Source organism: Microcystis panniformis FACHB-1757 (assembly GCF_001264245.1).
Lineage (GTDB): Bacteria > Cyanobacteriota > Cyanobacteriia > Cyanobacteriales > Microcystaceae > Microcystis > Microcystis panniformis.
This window is the reverse complement of sequence record NZ_CP011339.1, coordinates 167,456-185,734: the sequence shown is the minus strand read 5'-3', so window position 1 is coordinate 185,734 and position 18,279 is coordinate 167,456. Positions and strand designations below refer to the sequence as shown.

The window sequence follows — 18,279 nt, the reverse complement described above, 5'->3', positions numbered from 1 at the left end:
GGGTGTGGGGAAGTGGGGAAGTGGGGAAGCTGTCTTATCACCCTATTACCCCAAAACCCTATCACCCTATTTATTTCCTGACGACTGACGACCGACGACCGACGACCGACTGCTGCCGACCTTAAGCTCTCGTCTTATTTTGATAATAGTCGCGGGTTCCCTTGGCATCTAGGGCTTCTCCGAGACGATCAATAGCGTGGGCGTAGGCGGCGGTACGCAGAGATATATCGAATTCCTGGGCGAAAGACCAGACTTTTTCGGCTTCTGTCACCATTCTTTCTTTTAAGCGCTCATTGATCTCGTTTAATTGCCAATAAAGACCGCTGCGATTTTGCACCCATTCAAAATAACTCACCGTTACCCCACCGGCGTTAACCAGAATATCGGGGAAAACGAGAATCCCTTTTGAGTCTAAAATGCGATCGGCTTCTGAGGTAGTGGGACCATTGGCCACTTCAAAGATATATTTTGCCCGCACGCGATCGGCATTTTCGGCGGTAATTTGGTTTTCTAGGGCGGCTGGAATCAAAACATCCACATCTAGGGCTAATAATTCTTCATTACTAATCGCCTCGTGTTCTACGATATTACAGACGGTATCCTGACAGTAAATAGCAGTAATCCCGCGATGTTCCTGTTTATACTGACGAATACTGGCAATATCTAGGCCTTTTTCCCGATAAATGCCGCCCTGGGAATCACTTACCGCCACCACTTGATAACCGGCTTTGGCGAGGAGAGCCGCTACTACAGCCCCAGCGTTACCGAATCCCTGGACGGCTACGGTAGTATTAGCTGGTTTTTTGTCTAATTTCGGCAAAAGAGAATGAATAACATGAAAAGCCCCCGTTCCTGTCGCCGTATCGCGACCGCGACTGCCTCCCATGGTTAAAGGTTTCCCCGTCACCACCGCCGGACTAATTTTACGCTGAATGATGCTGTACTGGTCCATCATCCAACCCATGATCATCTCGTTGGTATAGACATCGGGGGCAAGAATATCGACATCGGGACCAATAAAGTCGGCTATACCCTCGATATAGCCCCGGCTAAGGCGTTCTAACTCAGCTTTTGACAATTCTTTCGGATTGAGGGTAATACCGCCCTTAGCCCCACCAAAGGGCAAATCCAGCAGGGCGCATTTAAAGGTCATCCAAAAGGCCAGGGACTGCACCTCATCAATGCTGACGTTGGGATGATAGCGCACCCCTCCTTTGCCGGGGCCGCGGGTGTCATCGTAGCGGACGCGGTAGCCTTGGAAGATTCTTAAAGTGCCGTTGTCCATACGGACGGGTATGGAGATACTGAGACTAGCTTTGGGATATTTTAACCGCTCGATCGCATCATCGGAAATGGAGACATACTTAAGGGCGCGTTCTAGGCGACTGCTGGCATCAGTAAAGAGTGATTTCGACATGATTTTTTTCCCCCTATCTATCCCCATTAGAACACGGGAAAACAGTATATTTCGCTACAGTTTATTTTTCTTAATTAACCATGGACGGGAATTGCCGACAAGTGTTCTCAAACAAGGTTACTTGAGAGATTTTCTGGCACATCATCTACCCCACTCCCCACTGGGAGCATCTCACTTACGCGATGAGTAATTATACTTAGCCTAAAAGCCACTCTTAATCGTGTCTTGGAACGAAATAGAGGCTTTTAAAGACCGCGTACATGGAGAATTAAAACAAGAATTACCCTCGAAAAGCCTATTTTTCTACTAAGTATTTATGCTCATTGCAAAGGTGAGATGCTCCCTCCCCACTCCCCACTCCCCACTCCCCACTTCCCTATCACCCCACTTCCCTATCACCCCACTCCCCCATCCCCAACCTGCAACTAAAAAAGGGAAAGAGCGATGCTCCTCCCTTTTTTGATAATTTATGCAAGATGATTGTAGATGCACAGCAATCGAGGCTGAAATTACATTAGGCCCAATTGAGCAAGGATGCCTTTGTGGGTTAAGTATTCCGTAGCTACGCCAATAACGAAACCGAGCATGGCTAAACGACCATTCCAGTTTTCAGCGAAAGCGGTGAAGCCGAGTTTGTTTTCTTGCTTATCCATGGTGAATTGCCTTCCTATAAGAAAATTGCGTTTGAGTCAAGTGCTTGATATTTAATGTAACATAACTTTTCAGACTATGCAACATTTCTTTACATAAATTTTATTGATGTTGACCATAAACTTTTATGGGGGTAGGGTCAAGGGTGGGCAATGGCGGCCGAAAATCAAGCCTGATCTTAGTTCTAGGACTAAATAACCGTTTTCCCATCCCTGACCGAAAAAGATTACAATCAAGCGAAAGGTCAAGAATCGATCGCCATCGAGCGAGGAGTGAATATGCGCGCCTTACTGATTTATCCCGTTTTTCCGCCGACTTTCTGGTCTTATAACAAAATTCTGGAATTAGTTGATCGCAAAGTCTTACTTCCCCCCCTGGGTATGGTGACGGTGGCGGCGATTTTACCGCAGGAATGGGAATTTAAACTGGTTGATCGCAATATTCGGGCGGTGACAGAAGCAGAATGGGACTGGGCCGAAATAGTGATTCTTTCCGGCATGATTGTCCAACGTCAAGATTTAATCGAGCAAATTCACGAAGCCAAGCAACGGGGTAAACTGGTGGCCGTGGGGGGTCCCTATCCCACTTCTATCCCCCATGAAGTTGCTGAGGCCGATTTTCTGATTCTCGATGAGGGAGAAATCACCATCCCGATGTTTGTGGAAGCATTGGCAAAAGGAGAAACCAAGGGTGTTTTCCGCACCACAGAAAAACCCGATGTGACAATTACCCCGATCCCCCGCTACGATCTGCTCGATTTTGAAGCTTATGATTCCATGTCGGTGCAGTTTTCGCGGGGCTGTCCCTTCCAGTGCGAATTTTGCGATATTATCGTTCTCTACGGTCGTAAACCCCGCACCAAAACCCCAGCACAATTATTAAAAGAATTAGATTATCTCTACGAATTAGGTTGGCGCCGGGGCGTGTTCATGGTGGATGATAATTTTATCGGTAACAAGCGCAACGTTAAATTACTCCTCAAAGAATTAAAGGTTTGGCAAGAAGAACACCAGTATCCTTTCCGGTTTAACACGGAAGCGTCGGTGGATTTAGCCGCCGATCCCGAATTAATGGCTATGATGGTCGATTGTTATTTTGATGCGGTCTTTTTAGGTATTGAAACCCCCGACGAAGAAAGTTTACAATTAACCAAAAAATTCCAAAATACCCGTAGTTCTTTAACCGAGACGGTAGAAAAGATTATTAAAGCTGGATTGCGCCCTATGGCGGGATTTATCATCGGTTTTGATGGCGAGAAAAAAGGAGCGGCCGATCGCATCATTAATTTTGTCGAAGAAGCAGCCATTCCCACGGCTCTATTTGGAATGTTACAAGCTTTACCCAATACTGCTCTATGGACTCGCTTGGAAAAAGAAGGACGACTACGATTAACGGGGAAACAGGACATTAACCAAAGTACCCTGATGAATTTCGTTCCCACCCGGCCGATCGAAGATATTGCCACAGAATATATTGAAGCCTTCTGGACATTGTACGATCCGGAGGTATTTCTCGATCGCACCTATCGCTGTTTCCTGAAATTAGGCGCACCTAAAGCTAAACCTGCCTTTAAACTGCCTCGCCGGGCCGATCTCTATGCCCTAGGGGTAATTATCTGGCGACAGGGCTTTAAACGTTCCACTCGCTGGAAATTCTGGCAGAATTTATTCGGTATTTTGCGCCATAATCCCGCCAATGCCGAACACTATATCACTGTCTGCGCCCACAACGAGCATTTCCTGGAATACCGTCAGATTGTCCGGGATGAAATTACGGCACAATTAGCCGAATTCCAACGCCAAGAGGCATTAATAGCGGAAAAAACCGCCATAGCGGCCTAATTATTCCGAGGATGGGTAAATAAGCCCATCCTTAATATTTTCTGTCCTGATGGTGGACGATCAATAAATCAATAATATTCCTATTTTCTGGTTAAAAATTCCCTCAATCTCTACCAAAGCAATTCAGTATAAATTCTTAATTTTCTAGATATAATTACATTTTTTCCCTAAAATGTTAGCTTGAATACTGAATAAATCGTAAAATCTTGATAAAGCCAGTATTTTTAGCCCCTTAACCCTATAAATCAAGGGAAAGTCAATGATTACTCGTCAAGAACTTAAGAAACTACAATCCCTAACTCAAATACCCGCCCTTTCCATTCTCTTACCCACCCATCGCACCTCACCGGATAACAAACAAGACCCTATTCTCGTTAAAAATTTGGTCGATGAAGCAAAGCGCCGATTATCGGAAGAATTCTCTAAACGTGAAATCGAACCTTTGTTCGATCGCCTCGATAATCTAGTGGCTGAAATAGATTATCCTTATACTCTAGATGGATTAGCTCTCTACATTGGCCCGGATATTGCCAAGCTTTATAACCTGCCTTTTTCTGTCCAGGCAAGAGTTATCATCGATAAAACCTTTGCTACACGGGATTTAGTTTATGGATTACATCGAGAACAACCCTATTGGCTGTTACTACTAAGTCAGGGTTCTACTCGTTTAATCTCAGCTACAGGAGAAACTCTCGAAGAAATTCGCGATCAGAATTTTCCCTTAGAAATGACCGGACCGGGGGCCACCGCACCACTGCCCTTTGATGCCGATACCAGTTATCTAGACGATAGAATCCGACGATTTTTCCAACAGGTAGATAATGCTCTGGGTGAATACATTGATGATTCTTCCCCTTTGATTGTGGGTGGAGTGGTTCGTCAAATTTCCTTCTTTCAAGAAGTTTCACAGTACACATCAGCAATTGTTGGCACTTTAACTGGCAATTTTGACAAAACCTCACTGTCAGAATTAATTCCACAGGTATTGCCGATTATGCAGTCAGTGCGTCAGACTCAAAAAACTGAAGCTCTGCAAGCTTTGGATGCGGCAGTCAGCGCTCAAAAAGTTATCTCTACCCTGGGAGAAGTGTGGCGTTTAGCGCAGGAAGGTCGAGGAAAATTGTTATTAGTGGAGAAAAATTACCATGTACCCGCAGTTTTAAGCGAAAACGGTGAATTAGTGCTGGTGGAAAACGTCGGTGGTACGGAGGTAATCGATGATGCAGTGGATGAAATTATCGAAGCGGTATTGGCCAAGGGAGGACGTGTAGCTTTAGTCGAGGAGGACTCCTTGAACGATTACCAAAAAATCGCCTTGATTTTACGTTATTAGACCTAACACTCCGTTTCACAAGCGCCAATACTAACCCATTGACTAGAACCATCAGACCAGTATTCTTTTTTCCAGATGGGGGCATTATGCTTGAGAGTATCAATAGCATAACGACAGGCTGCGAAAGCTTCCCCTCGATGGGGACAACCCACCGCTACTAAGACGCTAATTTCCCCGATTTGTAGCTTACCGGTGCGATGGTGAATGACAACTCGATTGGTATCAGGCCAGGTTTGCCGAATTTGCCCGGCAATTTGCCGGAAAACCTCGATCGCCATGGGTTCGTAGGCCTGATAATCAAGACAAATAACCGGTTTACCGTCGGTTTGCTCCCGTACAGTGCCACTCATTAGTACAACAGCACCATTAGCCCCATCGTCGGCTAATTGATATACTTCCGGCAAAGATAAGGGAGCAAAACTGACGCGAAAACTATCTGGTGTCATGGATGAGGTGATGGGGAAGTGGGGTGTGGGGGGGGTGGGGAGATGGGAATTATGAATTATGAATTATGAATTATGAATTGGGGAGTGGGGAGTGGGGAAGTGGGAATTATGAATTGGGAAGTGGGGAAGTGGGGTGTAGGGAGTGGGGTGTGGGGTGTGGGGTGTGGGGAAGGAAACCTCTTTCATCTCTGGTGGTGAAAATTTTTTCAAAAAGACAATTGCTGTCAAACCAGCGAGCCGAGTATTTTGGATGTATTTGTAATTCCTTGATCTGTTTGTCTTTGAGTCTTTCAGTCAATGGGAATTTTAAGGAACCCATTCTTAACTTTAATCCTGGCAATAATCAGGGGGAAATGTCCGTCCGATCCAAAGCAGTCAGGGAGTTAAAAGTTTTCACTGTGGCTTTAGTGTATAGTGAAATATTCTCAACGTCAAGCCGTCCTTTTAGGCCGGGGTTTCCAACCGATTATTTTCGATGAAAAAATTAATTCTAGCCACGAGTAACCCGGGTAAATTAGCAGAGATAGGGGAATACTTAACCGATATCGACCTAGAATTGCAGTTAAAACCCGATGATTTAGAGATAGAGGAAACCGGGGCGACTTTTGCCGAAAATGCCTATTTAAAAGCTGCTCAAATTGCCCTAACATTGGGAGAATGGTCGATCGCTGATGATTCGGGATTGGAAGTAACCGGGTTAGGAAATGCCCCGGGGATTTACTCGGCCCGCTATGGTAAAAATGATCGAGAAAGAATCGATCGCCTCGTCAGAGAATTAGGAGATAATCAAGATCGTTCGGCCCGTTTTGTCTGTGTAATTGCGATCGCACGTCCCGATGGTGAGATTGCCTTGAGCGCCACAGGAATCTGTACGGGAGAAATTCTCACCAGTCCTAGGGGTAAAGGTGGTTTTGGTTACGATCCGATTTTTTATGTTCCCGAATACGCTTTAACCTTTGCGGAAATGTCTCCCGAATTAAAAAGAAAAATTAGCCACCGAGGACGAGCTTTTCAGCAATTGCTGCCCCATCTCAAGACTCTCGCGGGTACAAATTCATCAAGGCTCTGACTTGTTCAGCATGATAAGAGCTTCTTGTCAAGGGACTCGCAACAATTTGTAAAAATCCCAGGGACTCACCGTATTCGCGCCAAGCTTGGAACTGTTCAGGGGTAATAAATTCCTGCACACCGAGATGTTTTGGCGATGGTTGCAGATACTGCCCGATGGTGAGAATATCACAATCGACGGCCCTTAAATCGCCCATCACTTGCCGCACTTCCTCGTCGGTTTCCCCCAATCCCACCATAATGCCCGATTTTGTGTAGGTAGCGGGAACAATGGCGCGAGCGCGCTGCAATAATTCTAGAGAACGCTGGTAATCACCCTGGGGACGCACGCGACGATAGAGACGGGGGACAGTTTCGGTATTGTGGTTTAAAACTTCAGGTTTAGCGGCAAGAATTAAAGCTAAAGCCTGCCAATTGCCACAAAGATCGGGAATCAGCACTTCGATGGTGGTTTTTGGGGAAATGCGGCGAATTTCCTCGATACAACGGACAAATTGACTAGCACCCCCATCAGCCAAATCATCGCGATTGACAGAAGTGATCACTACATGATTAAGATCGAGACGTTGCACGGCTGCCGCTAGTCGCAGGGGTTCCGTGGAGTCTAAAGGTTGGGGTTTTTTCTCAAAATCTATATCACAGTAAGGACAGGCGCGAGTGCAAGCAGGACCCATAATTAAAAAGGTAGCCGTCCCTGCGTGGAAACATTCGCCGATATTGGGACAGGAAGCCTCCTCACAAACGGTATTTAAGCCTAAATCGCGTAAAACCTCCTTAACACTGCCGACTCGCTGCCATTGCGGTGCTTTTACCCGTAACCACTCTGGTTTGACCGTCACGCCTGAACTACTCCGATAATTTTTGCCTATATCTGTAATATCCTAGCAAGTCTCGACCCACTCAAGGCCGAATATGCTATGATGATTTAGCTGAAAATTTTCGGGATGTAGCGCAGCTTGGTAGCGCACTTCGTTCGGGACGAAGGGGCCGCAGGTTCGAATCCTGTCATCCCGATTAAAGACAATCAAGGGTAGATCCCCCCGCCTATCGGCACCCCCCTTATCAAGGGTAGATCCCCCCGCCTATCGGCACCCCCCTTATCAAGGGTAGATCCCCCCGCCTATCGGCACCCCCCCTTATCAAGGGTAGATCCCCCCGCCTATCGGCACCCCCCTTAATAAGGGTAGATCCCCCCGCCTATCGGCACCCCCCTTAATAAGGGTAGATCCCCCCGCCTATCGGCACCCCCCTTAATAAGGGTAGATCCCCCCGCCTATCGGCACCCCCCTTAATAAGGGTAGATCCCCCCGCCTATCGGCACCCCCCTTAATAAGGGTAGATCCCCCCGCCTATCGGCACCCCCCTTAATAAGGGTAGATCCCCCCGCCTATCGGCACCCCCCTTAATAAGGGGGGCAGGGGATCAGAGTCCAAAATCTATCTTCTCTTTGATTATAACTACTTATTTACCTCCTCTAAGCCCATGTCTAGATTATTAATCAGCCAGTATCAGGCGGAAGTTGAGAAGATTGTCCAATATGGCGGCAGTCGCAAGGAAACTTCGATTAGAGTCGCTTTTCAGAATTTATTAAATGACTATTGCAAGGCGCGGGATTTTTTGTTAATTCCGGAGTTGGATTATCGCACTAAGTCGGGAAAAGTTGTCTATCCTGACGGGACGGTAAAGGATGCTTTACGGTTAGATTGGGGATATTGGGAAAGTAAGGATCAATACGATAATTTAGATGAAGAAATTGAGAAGAAGTTGGCGAAAGGCTACCCCAATGACAATATTTTATTTGAAGATTCCCAGACGGCGGTTTTAATTCAAGGAGGAGAGGAAAGACTGCGCGTCTCCATGCGCGATGATGAGGCTTTGGATGGGATTATTAATGCTTTTATCAATTATGTACGTCCGGAGGTTGAGGATTTTCGAGAGGCAATTGATAGTTTTAAGGAAGATTTACCAACAATTTTAGAAGCGTTGCGGGGTTTAATTGCGCGACAGTCGGAGACGAATCGGAATTTTGTGACAGCGCGGGACAAATTTTTAGAGATTTGTCGCAAGTCAATCAATCCAGAAATTAGTCTGGAAGATGTGCGAGAGATGATTATTCAGCATATTCTGACAGAGGATATTTTTATCAATATTTTTAATGAGTCCCAGTTTCACCGGGAAAATAATATCGCTAGGGAATTACAGGGAGTGATTGAAACTTTCTTTACTGGTAATACTAAGCGCAATACTTTAGGGACTATTGAACGTTATTATGCAGTAATTCGGCGGACGGCGGCGAATATTTATAACCACCACGAGAAGCAGAAGTTTCTCAAGGCGATTTATGAGAATTTTTATAAAGCATACAATCCGAAAGCGGCGGACCGGTTGGGAATTGTCTATACACCCAATGAAATTGTCCGTTTTATGATTGAAAGTGTCGATTATTTAGTCCACAAGCATTTTGGTAAGTTGTTGGCGGATCCAGGAGTAGAAATTTTAGATCCGGCGACGGGGACAGGAACTTTTATAACGGAGTTGATTGAGTATTTACCGAAGGATAAGTTACGGTACAAGTATAAGCATGAGATGCACTGTAACGAGGTGGCAATTCTGCCTTATTATATTGCGAATTTGAATATTGAGTTCACCTACAAGCAGAAGATGGGTGAGTATGAGGAGTTTGAGCATATCTGTTTTGTGGATACCCTGGACCATGCTGCTTTTCATCTCAAGCAGATGGATTTATTTGCCATGTCGGTGGAGAATACCCAACGCATTCAAAATCAAAATGACCGCAATATTTCTGTAATTATTGGTAATCCTCCTTATAATGCCAAGCAGGATAATTTTAATCAAGGTAATGCAAATCGAAGTTATGAAGAGATTGACAAGCGCATTAAATATAGTTATGTCAAAGAAGGTAAGGCACAGAATCAAATTGTCGTCTATGATATGTACACTCGTTTTATTCGTTGGGCTTCGGATCGATTAAATAAAAATGGTATAATAGCGTTTATTACTAACTCTTCTTTTATCGATGCGTTGGCTTATGATGGATTTAGAAAAGTAGTAGAGAATGAGTTTAGTGAAATTTATATCATTGATTTAGGTGGTAATGTCAGGAAAAATCCTAAACTTTCAGGGACAACTCATAATGTTTTCGGTATTCAGACGGGGGTGGCGATTAGTTTAATGGTGAAGCGAGAAAGTAATAATCTTCCTTGTCGAATTTTATATACTCGCCGTCCTGAATTGGATACAGCAGCGCAAAAATTAGAGTTTTTGTCATCGACAAAACTTAATCAGCTTGATTTTGAGCATATCATCCCAGATAAAAAACATAATTGGCTCAATCAATCAGATAATGACTTTTATCAACTGCTACCCTTGATTGATAAGGATGTCAAAAGTGGCAAGTCTGAGAAAGCTGTGTTTAAGTTGTTTTCATTGGGTGTAGTAACCAATCGAGATGAGTGGGTATATGATTCTCTCAAAGAGAGTTTAATAAATAAGATTAGTTTTTTCATTGAAAAATACAATTACTCTGTTGAAAATCAATTACAAGACTTTTCAATAAAGTGGAGTTCTTCTTTAGAGAATTTCTGGAAATCTCGAATAAAGTCTGATTTCGATGATAATTTAATTCAATTATCTCTATATAGACCTTATTTTAAGCAATTTCAATACACAGAAAAATTATTTAATCATCGATTGACAGAAAACCATTACGAGATGTTTTCATTAGATCTAAAGTCTTTTAATAAGATAATAGCTTTTTCTGGCATTAGTTCAAGCAAGCCTTTTCATTGTCTTTCCTGTGATTTATTAATTGGTTTAGATACACTTGAAAAAACTCAATGTCTCCCCCTCTACTACTACGAGAAAGAAGGAAACCGCATCGATAATATCACCGATTGGGGATTGCAACAATTCCAAAAACATTACAACGATAAAACCATCACCAAACTCGATATCTTCCACTACACTTATGCAGTCCTTCACTACCCGGAATATCGCAGTAAATACGAATTAAATCTCAAGCGAGAATTTCCCCGACTTCCCTTTTATGATAACTTCTCTCAATGGGTAGAATGGGGAAGCAAACTAATGGAATTACACATCAACTATGAAACCGTCGCACCCTACCCACTAACTCGCATTGATACTAATAATAACCTCAAACCAAAAACTAAACTAAAAGCCGACCGAGAAAAAAATTCTATCAACCTCGATGATATCACTTTCCTACAAGATATTCCCAAAATTGCTTGGGAATATAAACTCGGTAATCGTTCGGCCTTAGAATGGATATTAGATCAATATAAGGAAAAGAAACCCAAAGATCAAACCATCGCCGAAAGATTTAATAATTATCGCTTCGTCGATTATAAAGAAACAGTAATTGACTTATTACAACGAGTCTGCACTGTCAGCGTCGAAACCATGAAAATAATAGAAGCGATGAGACATTAAAAAGATTGCTTCCGGGAAATCTTATTCTACATTCTACACCCTGCCTCCAAGAAAAACTTTTTGCCGCAAACCCTAAGTAGGGAGGCACAATTATTTGTAGGATGGGTTAGCGGTAGCGTAACATGAGCGGGCGTTGGGTTTCATGCTTCAACCCAACCTACGTTCATCTTATATTTAATTCCACCCACCCACTTACTTTCTATTCTTGTCTAAGTTGTTGTAGTTTTTCTGTCTCTTGTGCGGGTGGGTGTAGAGTTTTTTTTGCGGGTTATTCTCAAGCGTTCGGCTATTCTTGCCACTGTCGCCACACTTAACACTATACCAGTTCTTTCTAGGAATAGTTTCGATAGTTCAGCTAGAGTTGCGTCATTATTTTCCTCAATTAACTCACCGAGGACGAGCATTTGTTCTGGAGTGAGTTTTAAATGACGTCCACATCGATAAGTCTTTGGTCGAACATCTCCCGTTTCTCGATATTGTTTCAACAGCTTTTGTACGAAACTCAGGGTTACGCAGAATCTTTTCGCTAATTGTCTTTGAGAGATGGGTTCGTTATAGTAACAGTCGAGGATTTTCTGACGGAACTCTACTGGATAGGATTTCATTTTTACTGCGGTTTAGCTATCGATGACATTATACTTCATATTTGTGAGAAAGAAAGAAAATTGAGACGAGGCAACTCTACCCCCCCAACCCCTAGGGTTGATTCAAGGTAGGGTTGATTCATGAATCAACCCTACCACCCACATCGGGGGGTAAGGGGAGATTCAGCTAATCTAAGGATAGGCGGTTAAGATGCGTCTTAGCTTAGTGGGTTTTCTGGCGCGACGCAAGCGATCGCTAAAGATGTTATTATCTAGGACAGTCAACTGAAAATTCCTGCAACCTTCCTAGCCACCGATGAGAGCGATCGCTAAAGATGATATTCTTTATATTCACCATGAGGATGTACCGGTTTACAAAAAAGGCGGCTCAGTGGTGAGAAATAGTTATTTTTGGGCGCTAAAATCGATCGCCTGTGGAGCGCGTCGGGGACAGGATTGGGAGTTCGATGCGGAGGTGTGGGTGGCGCTGGTGCGGATGTTGCTCTGTTTTGCCAATTCTGGCTATTTGGGGGATGGTGAGACAATTTTAGAGTTTACTGTCGATTGTCCCATTCCCGAACCTTTGCGGGGGATATCTACTTACTTATAGCCTCGCTGAGATAGTTAGCGGTGGATTCCACCAGGGGAATAGTATTTTCGTATAACATTCGCGTCGGTCCGATAATGCCAACACTACCGACGGGAGTATCTCCCTGTTTATAAAAAGCGGAGATAAGAGTACAAGGGCGCATGGATTCCAGAGGATTTTCGGAACCAATAGTGATTTTGACTTTTTTAGCTGATTTTTCCGGTTCTGGTCTTTGTAAAATCAGGGGTAAAAGGCGATCCTGTTCTGCTTCCAATAGATGCAGTAACATTTGTACTTGTTGCCATTGGGCGAATTCGGGCTGTCGAATGACTTCAGCGACACCATGGACGATAATTTCTGGGGTGGCAGTGGATTGGAGACTAGCGCCGATTTCCTGGCTTAATTGTTGGAGAAAATGGGTATAACGGGTAAATTCTCGCTCGATTTGCTGCCAATCGAGGTTAATTAAATCTGCCAAGCAATAACCCTTTAATTTTTCCCCCAGAAAATTAGAGAGGATTTGTAATTCTTCTGCTAATCCATCCTTCTTGTCCGTTGCCATAGACTCAGGAATTTCTATCATAACCGAGCGTGTTTGTAAACTATCTGTAACAATAATTAACATGATCTGCCGGTCCGAGACGGGGACTAATTGCAGATGACGCAGGGTATTGGTGAGGGTGTGGGGGAGGGTAACGATAGCGATATAACCGCTTAAACCGGCTAAAAGTTGGGTGGCCCGTTGCAGCAGACTTTCGAGACTCCAAGCGGGAGATTTAGCGTTTTGATGCAGATAATAGCCGATTTTTTCGCCGATACGGTCATCGGGAGTCATCAACTCATCGACGTAGAGACGATAACCCCAATCGGAGGGAATGCGTCCGGAGGAAGTGTGGGGTTGATAGAGTAAACCTTCTTTTTCCAGTTTACCGAGAGCATTGCGAATCGTGGCGGAACTAACAGTAAACTTGTACTCATCAAGTAGAGTTTTCGAGCCAACCGGTTCGGCCGTGGCGATATAATGTTGGATTGTCGCCTTTAAGATATGTTGATAGCGATCACTGAGATGGGTTCTAGCGGACATAGGGGAATAATCTTAACAAAAGATTTATAACATTTTTTTAGACAGTATAACGCTTAATCAGTTATCAGTTATCAGTAATCCATGGTGAGAAAGGGGATAGTTTGCCTCTCTCTTTTCCCGATGGTGGCCATGAAAATTAGTAACGGGGAATATTAGGATCGACGAGGAGGGAATAAGCATCGATGCCACCGTTAATATTCTTAACATTAGTAAAACCCTGACTTTGTAGCCATTGGCACATTTGCAGGGATCTCATGCCATGGTGACAGATAACGAGGGTTTCCGCTTGGGGGTTGAATTGGCTGGCAATAGTGGGCGACCATTCTTGGTATTGACTCAAGGGTAAAATGGTAAAATTGGCTACAGATGCGATCGCAACTTCCTCTGGTTCGCGCACATCAATAAGTTGTAAATTAGGATCATGATCGGCTAAACGGAGAGCGAGTTCATGGACGCTAATTTCGGGAATGCTCATAGATTTGGTTTTAAGAATCGGTTATCTTTCCTTTAGAGTAGCAAATCGAGGGACCCTGAGCGGTTAGGGACTTGCGTAGGAATAATATCCCAGCCAAGTGGGGGGATTTGGTCAGTGCCAGAGCGGGGGGGTGATATAATGGGGAAACGGCAGGTATTGAAGAGATTGATGCTTTTTAGTACGCCGATTAATCGACAAGCTGAATTTCGATGAATATTGAACAAGCCGTTATCGAAAACTTGCGAAAACTTCCTTTAGAAAAACAACAAGAAGTCTTAAACTTCAGCCAATTTCTAACTCAGATAACTTCGCCAAAAATTGCAGAGATGACCTCCCACGAAAAAGCAGAAGATTGGCTAAAATTTCTGGAAAGTCAACCCAAGGATACCCCCGGATTACCCGATGAAGCCTTAGGGCGTGAAACTATCTATGACTGATGGCTAAATATCTATTTGATACCAATATTTTACTCAGGCTGAGTGACCGAATTTCCGCTAATTATGCCTTAGCAAGAGATGCGACCTATATCTTAATAGAGCAAGGACATAAATGCTGCTTGACCTCACAAATTATCATTGAGTTTTGGGTAGTTGCCACCCGTCCTACTGAGGTTAATGGGTTAGGCTGGACTCCTGAAAGAACTAAAAATCAAATCAATCAATTTCTAACCAGATTCACTGTCCTCGAAGAAACGCCAGAGATATTTCCCCTTTGGTTTCAATTAGTCACTGACTATAACATCAAGGGAAAAAGAACTCACGATATTAGGCTTCTGGCTGTTATGAAAGCTCATAGTATCACTCATTTATTAACCTTTAATCCTGATGACTTTGTTCCCCTTCCTAATATCATCATCCTTCAGCCGCAAGACTTACTTAATCCCTAATGGTGAGGGGAATTCTGGGGAACAGAAAAAAGCGCATTTGCCCCCGGCTGGATTTCAGTTAAGCTTTGATCAGAGGTTATTGCAGGAGGGAGTTATTGATACCGAATAGATTCACCCAGATGTATTGCGCTGAAACTATCTTTTCCCCGGTTTTTTATCCTCTGATTAATTTTTAAGTTGTACTGTATTCTCCCCACTTCCCCACTTCCCCACTTCCCCACTTCCCCACTTCCCCACTTCCCCACTTCCCCACTTCCCCACTTCCCCACTTCCCCACTTCCCCACTTCCCCACTTCCCCACTTCCCCACTTCCCCACTTCCCCACTTCCCCACTTCCCCACTTCCCCACTTCCCCACTTCCCCACTTCCCCACTTCCCCACTTCCCCACTTCCCCAGCTTATGATTCCCCTACAATTAACCCTAAAAAATTTTCTCAGTTATCGCGAGGCAGTGCTAGATTTTCGCGGATTACATACTGCCTGTATTTGTGGTGCCAATGGTGCAGGAAAATCCTCTTTACTCGAAGCAATTACTTGGGCAATTTGGGGGGAAAGTCGCGTCTCGATTGGTGATGATGTGATTCATGCGGGCAGCGATTATGCGCGGGTAGATTTCGAGTTTAGTTATGGGGGAGAAATCTATAAAATTATCCGTAGTCGTCACCGGGGGGGGAAAGCTTCTGGTTTAGATTTTCAGGTGATTAATGATCAAAGTTTTCGTCCTTTATCGGGTAAAAGTATTAAAGATACCCAAGCACAGATTAATACTTATCTAAAAATAGACCATAAAACTTTCATTAATTCTGCTTATTTACGACAGGGACAAGCGGACGAGTTTATGAAACAGCCTCCCAGTGGTCGTAAACAGATTTTAGCAGAATTATTACAACTTGATCGCTATGAAATTTTAGCAAATAAAGCCAAGGATATATCGAAACAATTTGATGGACAGTCCCTCCAGATTGAGCAGCAGGTAGAAACTATCAAACTCCGTCTTCAGGAGAAAAATTCTTATCAAGAACACCTGCAAGAGTTAAGCAGCCAAATTAACCAAATTAATCAAGAACAAGAGGTAAATAATCGGCGTTTACAGCAACTGCAAGGGGAAGAAAATCAGCGTCAGAATTGGGAAAAACAGCTGCAGTGGCAAAGAGAACAGGAGCGAGCTTTATTAGCAGAAATCGAGAGATTAGACCGGGAAAAAGTTAGTCTAGACAATCAATTAAATCAAATTAGGACTATTCTTCATCGCAAAAATGACATTATTACTGCACACGAGCGCCTAATCAATTTAGACCAGAAAGAGGCAAGTTTGTCAAGTCAATTACAAGCTTGGCAACAGGCCCAGTATGATAAACAACAATTAGAACAGAAATTACAGCAAAAAATTAACGAATTTACCCTTCCCATCCAACAAACGAGCGCTCGTTTAGAAGAATTGGAAAGACAGGAACAAGAAACTCAGAAAATTATCGAGCAAGGGGGGGATATTCAAGCAGGATTAGAGAAATTAAATTATCATCGTCAACGTCTTCAGGAATTGGATAGATTAGCTTTAAAATATGCTCCTTTAAATAGCCGAAAAGCTGATCTAAATATGCAGTTGGAACGGGAAAAAGCCAGGATTAATGCTCGTCGAGAACAACTGCAAAGAAATCGGCAACAATTAGAGACAGAAATCGCTCGGATTCCTCTGCTAAGAGAGGAAGCTCTCAATTTAGCCAAACGAATTAAGGAACTAGATAAAAAACAAACCTATTGTGAACGAGTGGAAGAAAAGGAAACCCTCAAACAGGTGGATAAAAAAAGTTTATTGGAGCAGCAGAAAAGATATGAAGAACAACTTTTAGAGTTAACTGATAAATTGGAAAAATTAAATATTCCCGATTCGGTTTGTCCTTTGTGTGAACAGAATTTAGACAGTCATCACCGTCATCAGGTAATCAGGAAAACCCATCAACATCAAGAACAAATTCAAGAGCAAATCTGGTCCCTACAGGAAGGGATGGCAGACTGCGATCGAGATTTAAAACGTTTACGGGAGGAATTAGCCCAAATTAAACAAGAATTGCCAGTAAGATCGAATCTACAACAAAAATATGTGCAGTTGGAAGTCAAGTTAGAAACTATTGAAGAAAAGGAAATAGAACTAGAGAAAACCGAGGAGATACTTGTCCAGTTAGAAGCACTTTTAAGCAGTGGCAATTATGCCCTAGAATTACAGCAAGAATTGCAAATTGTCAATCAAGAAATCGCCCTATTAAACTATGATGAACAAAGTCATGCTTTAGTCAGAGGAGAAGAAAAAAGATGGCGTTGGGCAGAAATTCAAGAATCAGAACTTAAGCAAGCAAACCGTCGTTTAGCTAATATCAATGCCGAGAAACCTAATTTAATTAATCAACTAGCTAGACTAGAACAGGAGAAACGAGAACTAGGTCAAAATTCCCCACTTAAACAGGAAATTGAACGCTTAGAAAAGTTTATTCAAAACTTAAATTATGATCGCAGTGAACATCAGAATATTCAAAATCTGATCCGACAATTACAGGGAGTAAGATTACAGTATCAAGATTGGCAACAAGCAGAAAAAAATTATCCAGAAATAGCTGCTAAAATTGCTGACATTGAGCAAAGATTACAGCTGCGAAATGAGGATCGCCAGAAGCTGAATCAGGAGTTAGCAAATATTAGTCAAAAGATTGGTACTTTGACTGACTATCGCCAAGAAATAGCCGTGTTATCGACTAATATTCAACAGCGAAGACAGATAATTGATGGATTGCTCTCCCAAAAAGGTCGGGTTGAGGAGAAGTTACATCAACTGGAAACTTTAGGTAAACAACTGATAGAAAAAGAAAGCGATTTAGCTAAAGTTAAAAAACAATATACAGTTTATAGAGAGTTAGCCATAGCTTTTGGCAAAAATGGTTTACAAACTCTGATGATTGAGAATGTTTTACCAGAGTTGGAAGCACAAACTAATCATATCTTAGCTCGCTTAACCGGTAATCAATTTCATGTGCAGTTTTTAACCCAAAAAAGCGGTAAAGGTACGAAGAAACAGCGACAAAAGTTAATCGATACTTTAGATATTATTATTGGTGATACCCGCGGCTCTCGTCCCTACGAAACCTATTCAGGAGGGGAAGCTTTTCGGATTAATTTCTCGATTCGATTAGCTTTAGCGAGATTATTGGCACAAAGAGCCGGAACAGCCTTACAAATGCTCATTGTTGACGAAGGATTCGGAACTCAGGATGCGGAAGGATGCGAGCGCTTAATTGCGGCAATTAACGCTATATCCGCCGATTTTGCCTGTATTTTGACGGTAACTCATATGCCCCAATTTAAAGAAGCTTTTCAACATCGCATCGAAGTCCGCAAAACCGAACAGGGTTCTCAATTAATGTTATTATCCTAGAAAAAATA

Annotated in this window: 17 protein-coding genes and 1 tRNA gene; 10 read left to right on the top strand and 8 right to left on the bottom strand. The window is 43.2% G+C overall.

Features of this window, described 5'->3' with window-relative positions:
• Positions 1–121: 121 nt before the first annotated feature.
• Positions 122–1,417, bottom strand: a complete 1,296-nt coding sequence (locus VL20_RS00945; RefSeq protein ID WP_185237574.1) for a Glu/Leu/Phe/Val family dehydrogenase — start codon at positions 1,415–1,417, stop codon at positions 122–124.
• A gap of 509 nt (positions 1,418–1,926) precedes the next feature.
• Entirely contained in the window at positions 1,927–2,070 is a 144-nt protein-coding gene (locus tag VL20_RS00940) for a high light inducible protein (protein WP_002734821.1), read from the bottom strand.
• A 276-nt stretch (positions 2,071–2,346) separates the two neighbouring features.
• Between VL20_RS00940 and VL20_RS00935 the strand changes: the two genes are divergently transcribed.
• Together VL20_RS00935 and VL20_RS00930 are read left to right on the top strand one after the other, a co-directional pair.
• Positions 2,347–3,909: a B12-binding domain-containing radical SAM protein gene (locus tag VL20_RS00935; RefSeq protein ID WP_052275333.1), complete on the top strand. Its 1,563-nt coding sequence runs from the start codon at positions 2,347–2,349 to the stop codon at positions 3,907–3,909.
• A 259-nt stretch (positions 3,910–4,168) separates the two neighbouring features.
• Positions 4,169–5,242 (top strand): AOC03_06830 family ribosome hibernation factor, encoded by a 1,074-nt coding sequence (locus VL20_RS00930; protein WP_052275332.1) that lies wholly within the window; start codon positions 4,169–4,171, stop codon positions 5,240–5,242.
• A gap of 2 nt (positions 5,243–5,244) precedes the next feature.
• Here the strand turns inward: VL20_RS00930 and VL20_RS00925 are convergent, their stop codons facing one another.
• Positions 5,245–5,688 carry a molybdenum cofactor biosynthesis protein MoaE gene (locus tag VL20_RS00925; RefSeq protein ID WP_052275331.1) on the bottom strand — a complete coding sequence of 148 codons (444 nt, stop codon included), beginning with the start codon at positions 5,686–5,688 and terminating at the stop codon, positions 5,245–5,247.
• A 72-nt stretch (positions 5,689–5,760) separates the two neighbouring features.
• Between VL20_RS00925 and VL20_RS32070 the strand changes: the two genes are divergently transcribed.
• Both VL20_RS32070 and rdgB read left to right on the top strand, forming a co-directional pair.
• On the top strand, positions 5,761–5,886 hold the full coding sequence (locus tag VL20_RS32070; protein ID WP_260441302.1) for a hypothetical protein: 126 nt from the start codon (positions 5,761–5,763) through the stop codon (positions 5,884–5,886).
• 277 nt (positions 5,887–6,163) lie between these two features.
• Positions 6,164–6,757, top strand: coding sequence for an RdgB/HAM1 family non-canonical purine NTP pyrophosphatase (gene rdgB / locus VL20_RS00915; protein ID WP_052275329.1), 594 nt, complete (start codon positions 6,164–6,166; stop codon positions 6,755–6,757).
• On the opposite strand, the gene lipA is transcribed toward rdgB, so the two are convergent.
• The gene (gene lipA, locus VL20_RS00910) at positions 6,720–7,595 is read right to left on the bottom strand and encodes a lipoyl synthase (RefSeq protein ID WP_052275328.1); all 876 of its coding nucleotides are present in this window, start codon (positions 7,593–7,595) and stop codon (positions 6,720–6,722) included. The genes rdgB and lipA overlap by 38 nt on opposite strands.
• A 101-nt stretch (positions 7,596–7,696) precedes the next feature.
• Between lipA and VL20_RS00905 the strand changes: the two genes are divergently transcribed.
• Positions 7,697–7,770 (top strand) — tRNA-Pro (locus VL20_RS00905).
• Positions 7,771–8,238: 468 nt separating this feature from the next.
• Positions 8,239–11,229 (top strand): type ISP restriction/modification enzyme, encoded by a 2,991-nt coding sequence (locus VL20_RS00900; protein WP_052275327.1) that lies wholly within the window; start codon positions 8,239–8,241, stop codon positions 11,227–11,229.
• Positions 11,230–11,438: 209 nt separating this feature from the next.
• Here the strand turns inward: VL20_RS00900 and VL20_RS00895 are convergent, their stop codons facing one another.
• Positions 11,439–11,834, bottom strand: a complete 396-nt coding sequence (locus VL20_RS00895; protein ID WP_052275326.1) for a helix-turn-helix domain-containing protein — start codon at positions 11,832–11,834, stop codon at positions 11,439–11,441.
• A gap of 295 nt (positions 11,835–12,129) precedes the next feature.
• On the opposite strand from VL20_RS00895, the gene VL20_RS00890 reads away from it, so the two are divergent.
• A complete protein-coding gene (locus tag VL20_RS00890; protein ID WP_002760270.1) occupies positions 12,130–12,423 on the top strand; it encodes a hypothetical protein in 294 nt (97 codons plus the stop codon).
• Here VL20_RS00890 and hrcA read toward each other — a convergent pair.
• Both hrcA and VL20_RS00880 read right to left on the bottom strand, forming a co-directional pair.
• A complete protein-coding gene (gene hrcA / locus VL20_RS00885; protein ID WP_008207188.1) occupies positions 12,410–13,486 on the bottom strand; it encodes a heat-inducible transcriptional repressor HrcA in 1,077 nt (358 codons plus the stop codon). The two genes, VL20_RS00890 and hrcA, sit on opposite strands and share 14 nt — an antisense overlap.
• A gap of 136 nt (positions 13,487–13,622) precedes the next feature.
• Positions 13,623–13,961, bottom strand: coding sequence for a rhodanese-like domain-containing protein (locus VL20_RS00880; protein ID WP_052275325.1), 339 nt, complete (start codon positions 13,959–13,961; stop codon positions 13,623–13,625).
• 209 nt (positions 13,962–14,170) lie between these two features.
• Between VL20_RS00880 and VL20_RS00875 the strand changes: the two genes are divergently transcribed.
• Both VL20_RS00875 and VL20_RS00870 read left to right on the top strand, forming a co-directional pair.
• Complete coding sequence (locus VL20_RS00875; RefSeq protein WP_052275324.1) at positions 14,171–14,398, top strand: hypothetical protein; 228 nt, start codon at positions 14,171–14,173, stop codon at positions 14,396–14,398.
• On the top strand, positions 14,398–14,847 hold the full coding sequence (locus VL20_RS00870) for a type II toxin-antitoxin system VapC family toxin (RefSeq protein ID WP_052275323.1): 450 nt from the start codon (positions 14,398–14,400) through the stop codon (positions 14,845–14,847). Before VL20_RS00875 ends, VL20_RS00870 begins: the two co-directional genes overlap by 1 nt.
• Before the next feature lie 165 nt (positions 14,848–15,012).
• On the opposite strand, the gene VL20_RS00865 is transcribed toward VL20_RS00870, so the two are convergent.
• Positions 15,013–15,228 (bottom strand): isopentenyl pyrophosphate isomerase, encoded by a 216-nt coding sequence (locus VL20_RS00865; RefSeq protein WP_158499308.1) that lies wholly within the window; start codon positions 15,226–15,228, stop codon positions 15,013–15,015.
• A 19-nt stretch (positions 15,229–15,247) separates the two neighbouring features.
• Between VL20_RS00865 and sbcC the strand changes: the two genes are divergently transcribed.
• A complete protein-coding gene (sbcC, locus tag VL20_RS00860; protein WP_052275321.1) occupies positions 15,248–18,271 on the top strand; it encodes an exonuclease subunit SbcC in 3,024 nt (1,007 codons plus the stop codon).
• The last annotated feature ends 8 nt before the right edge of the window (positions 18,272–18,279 follow it).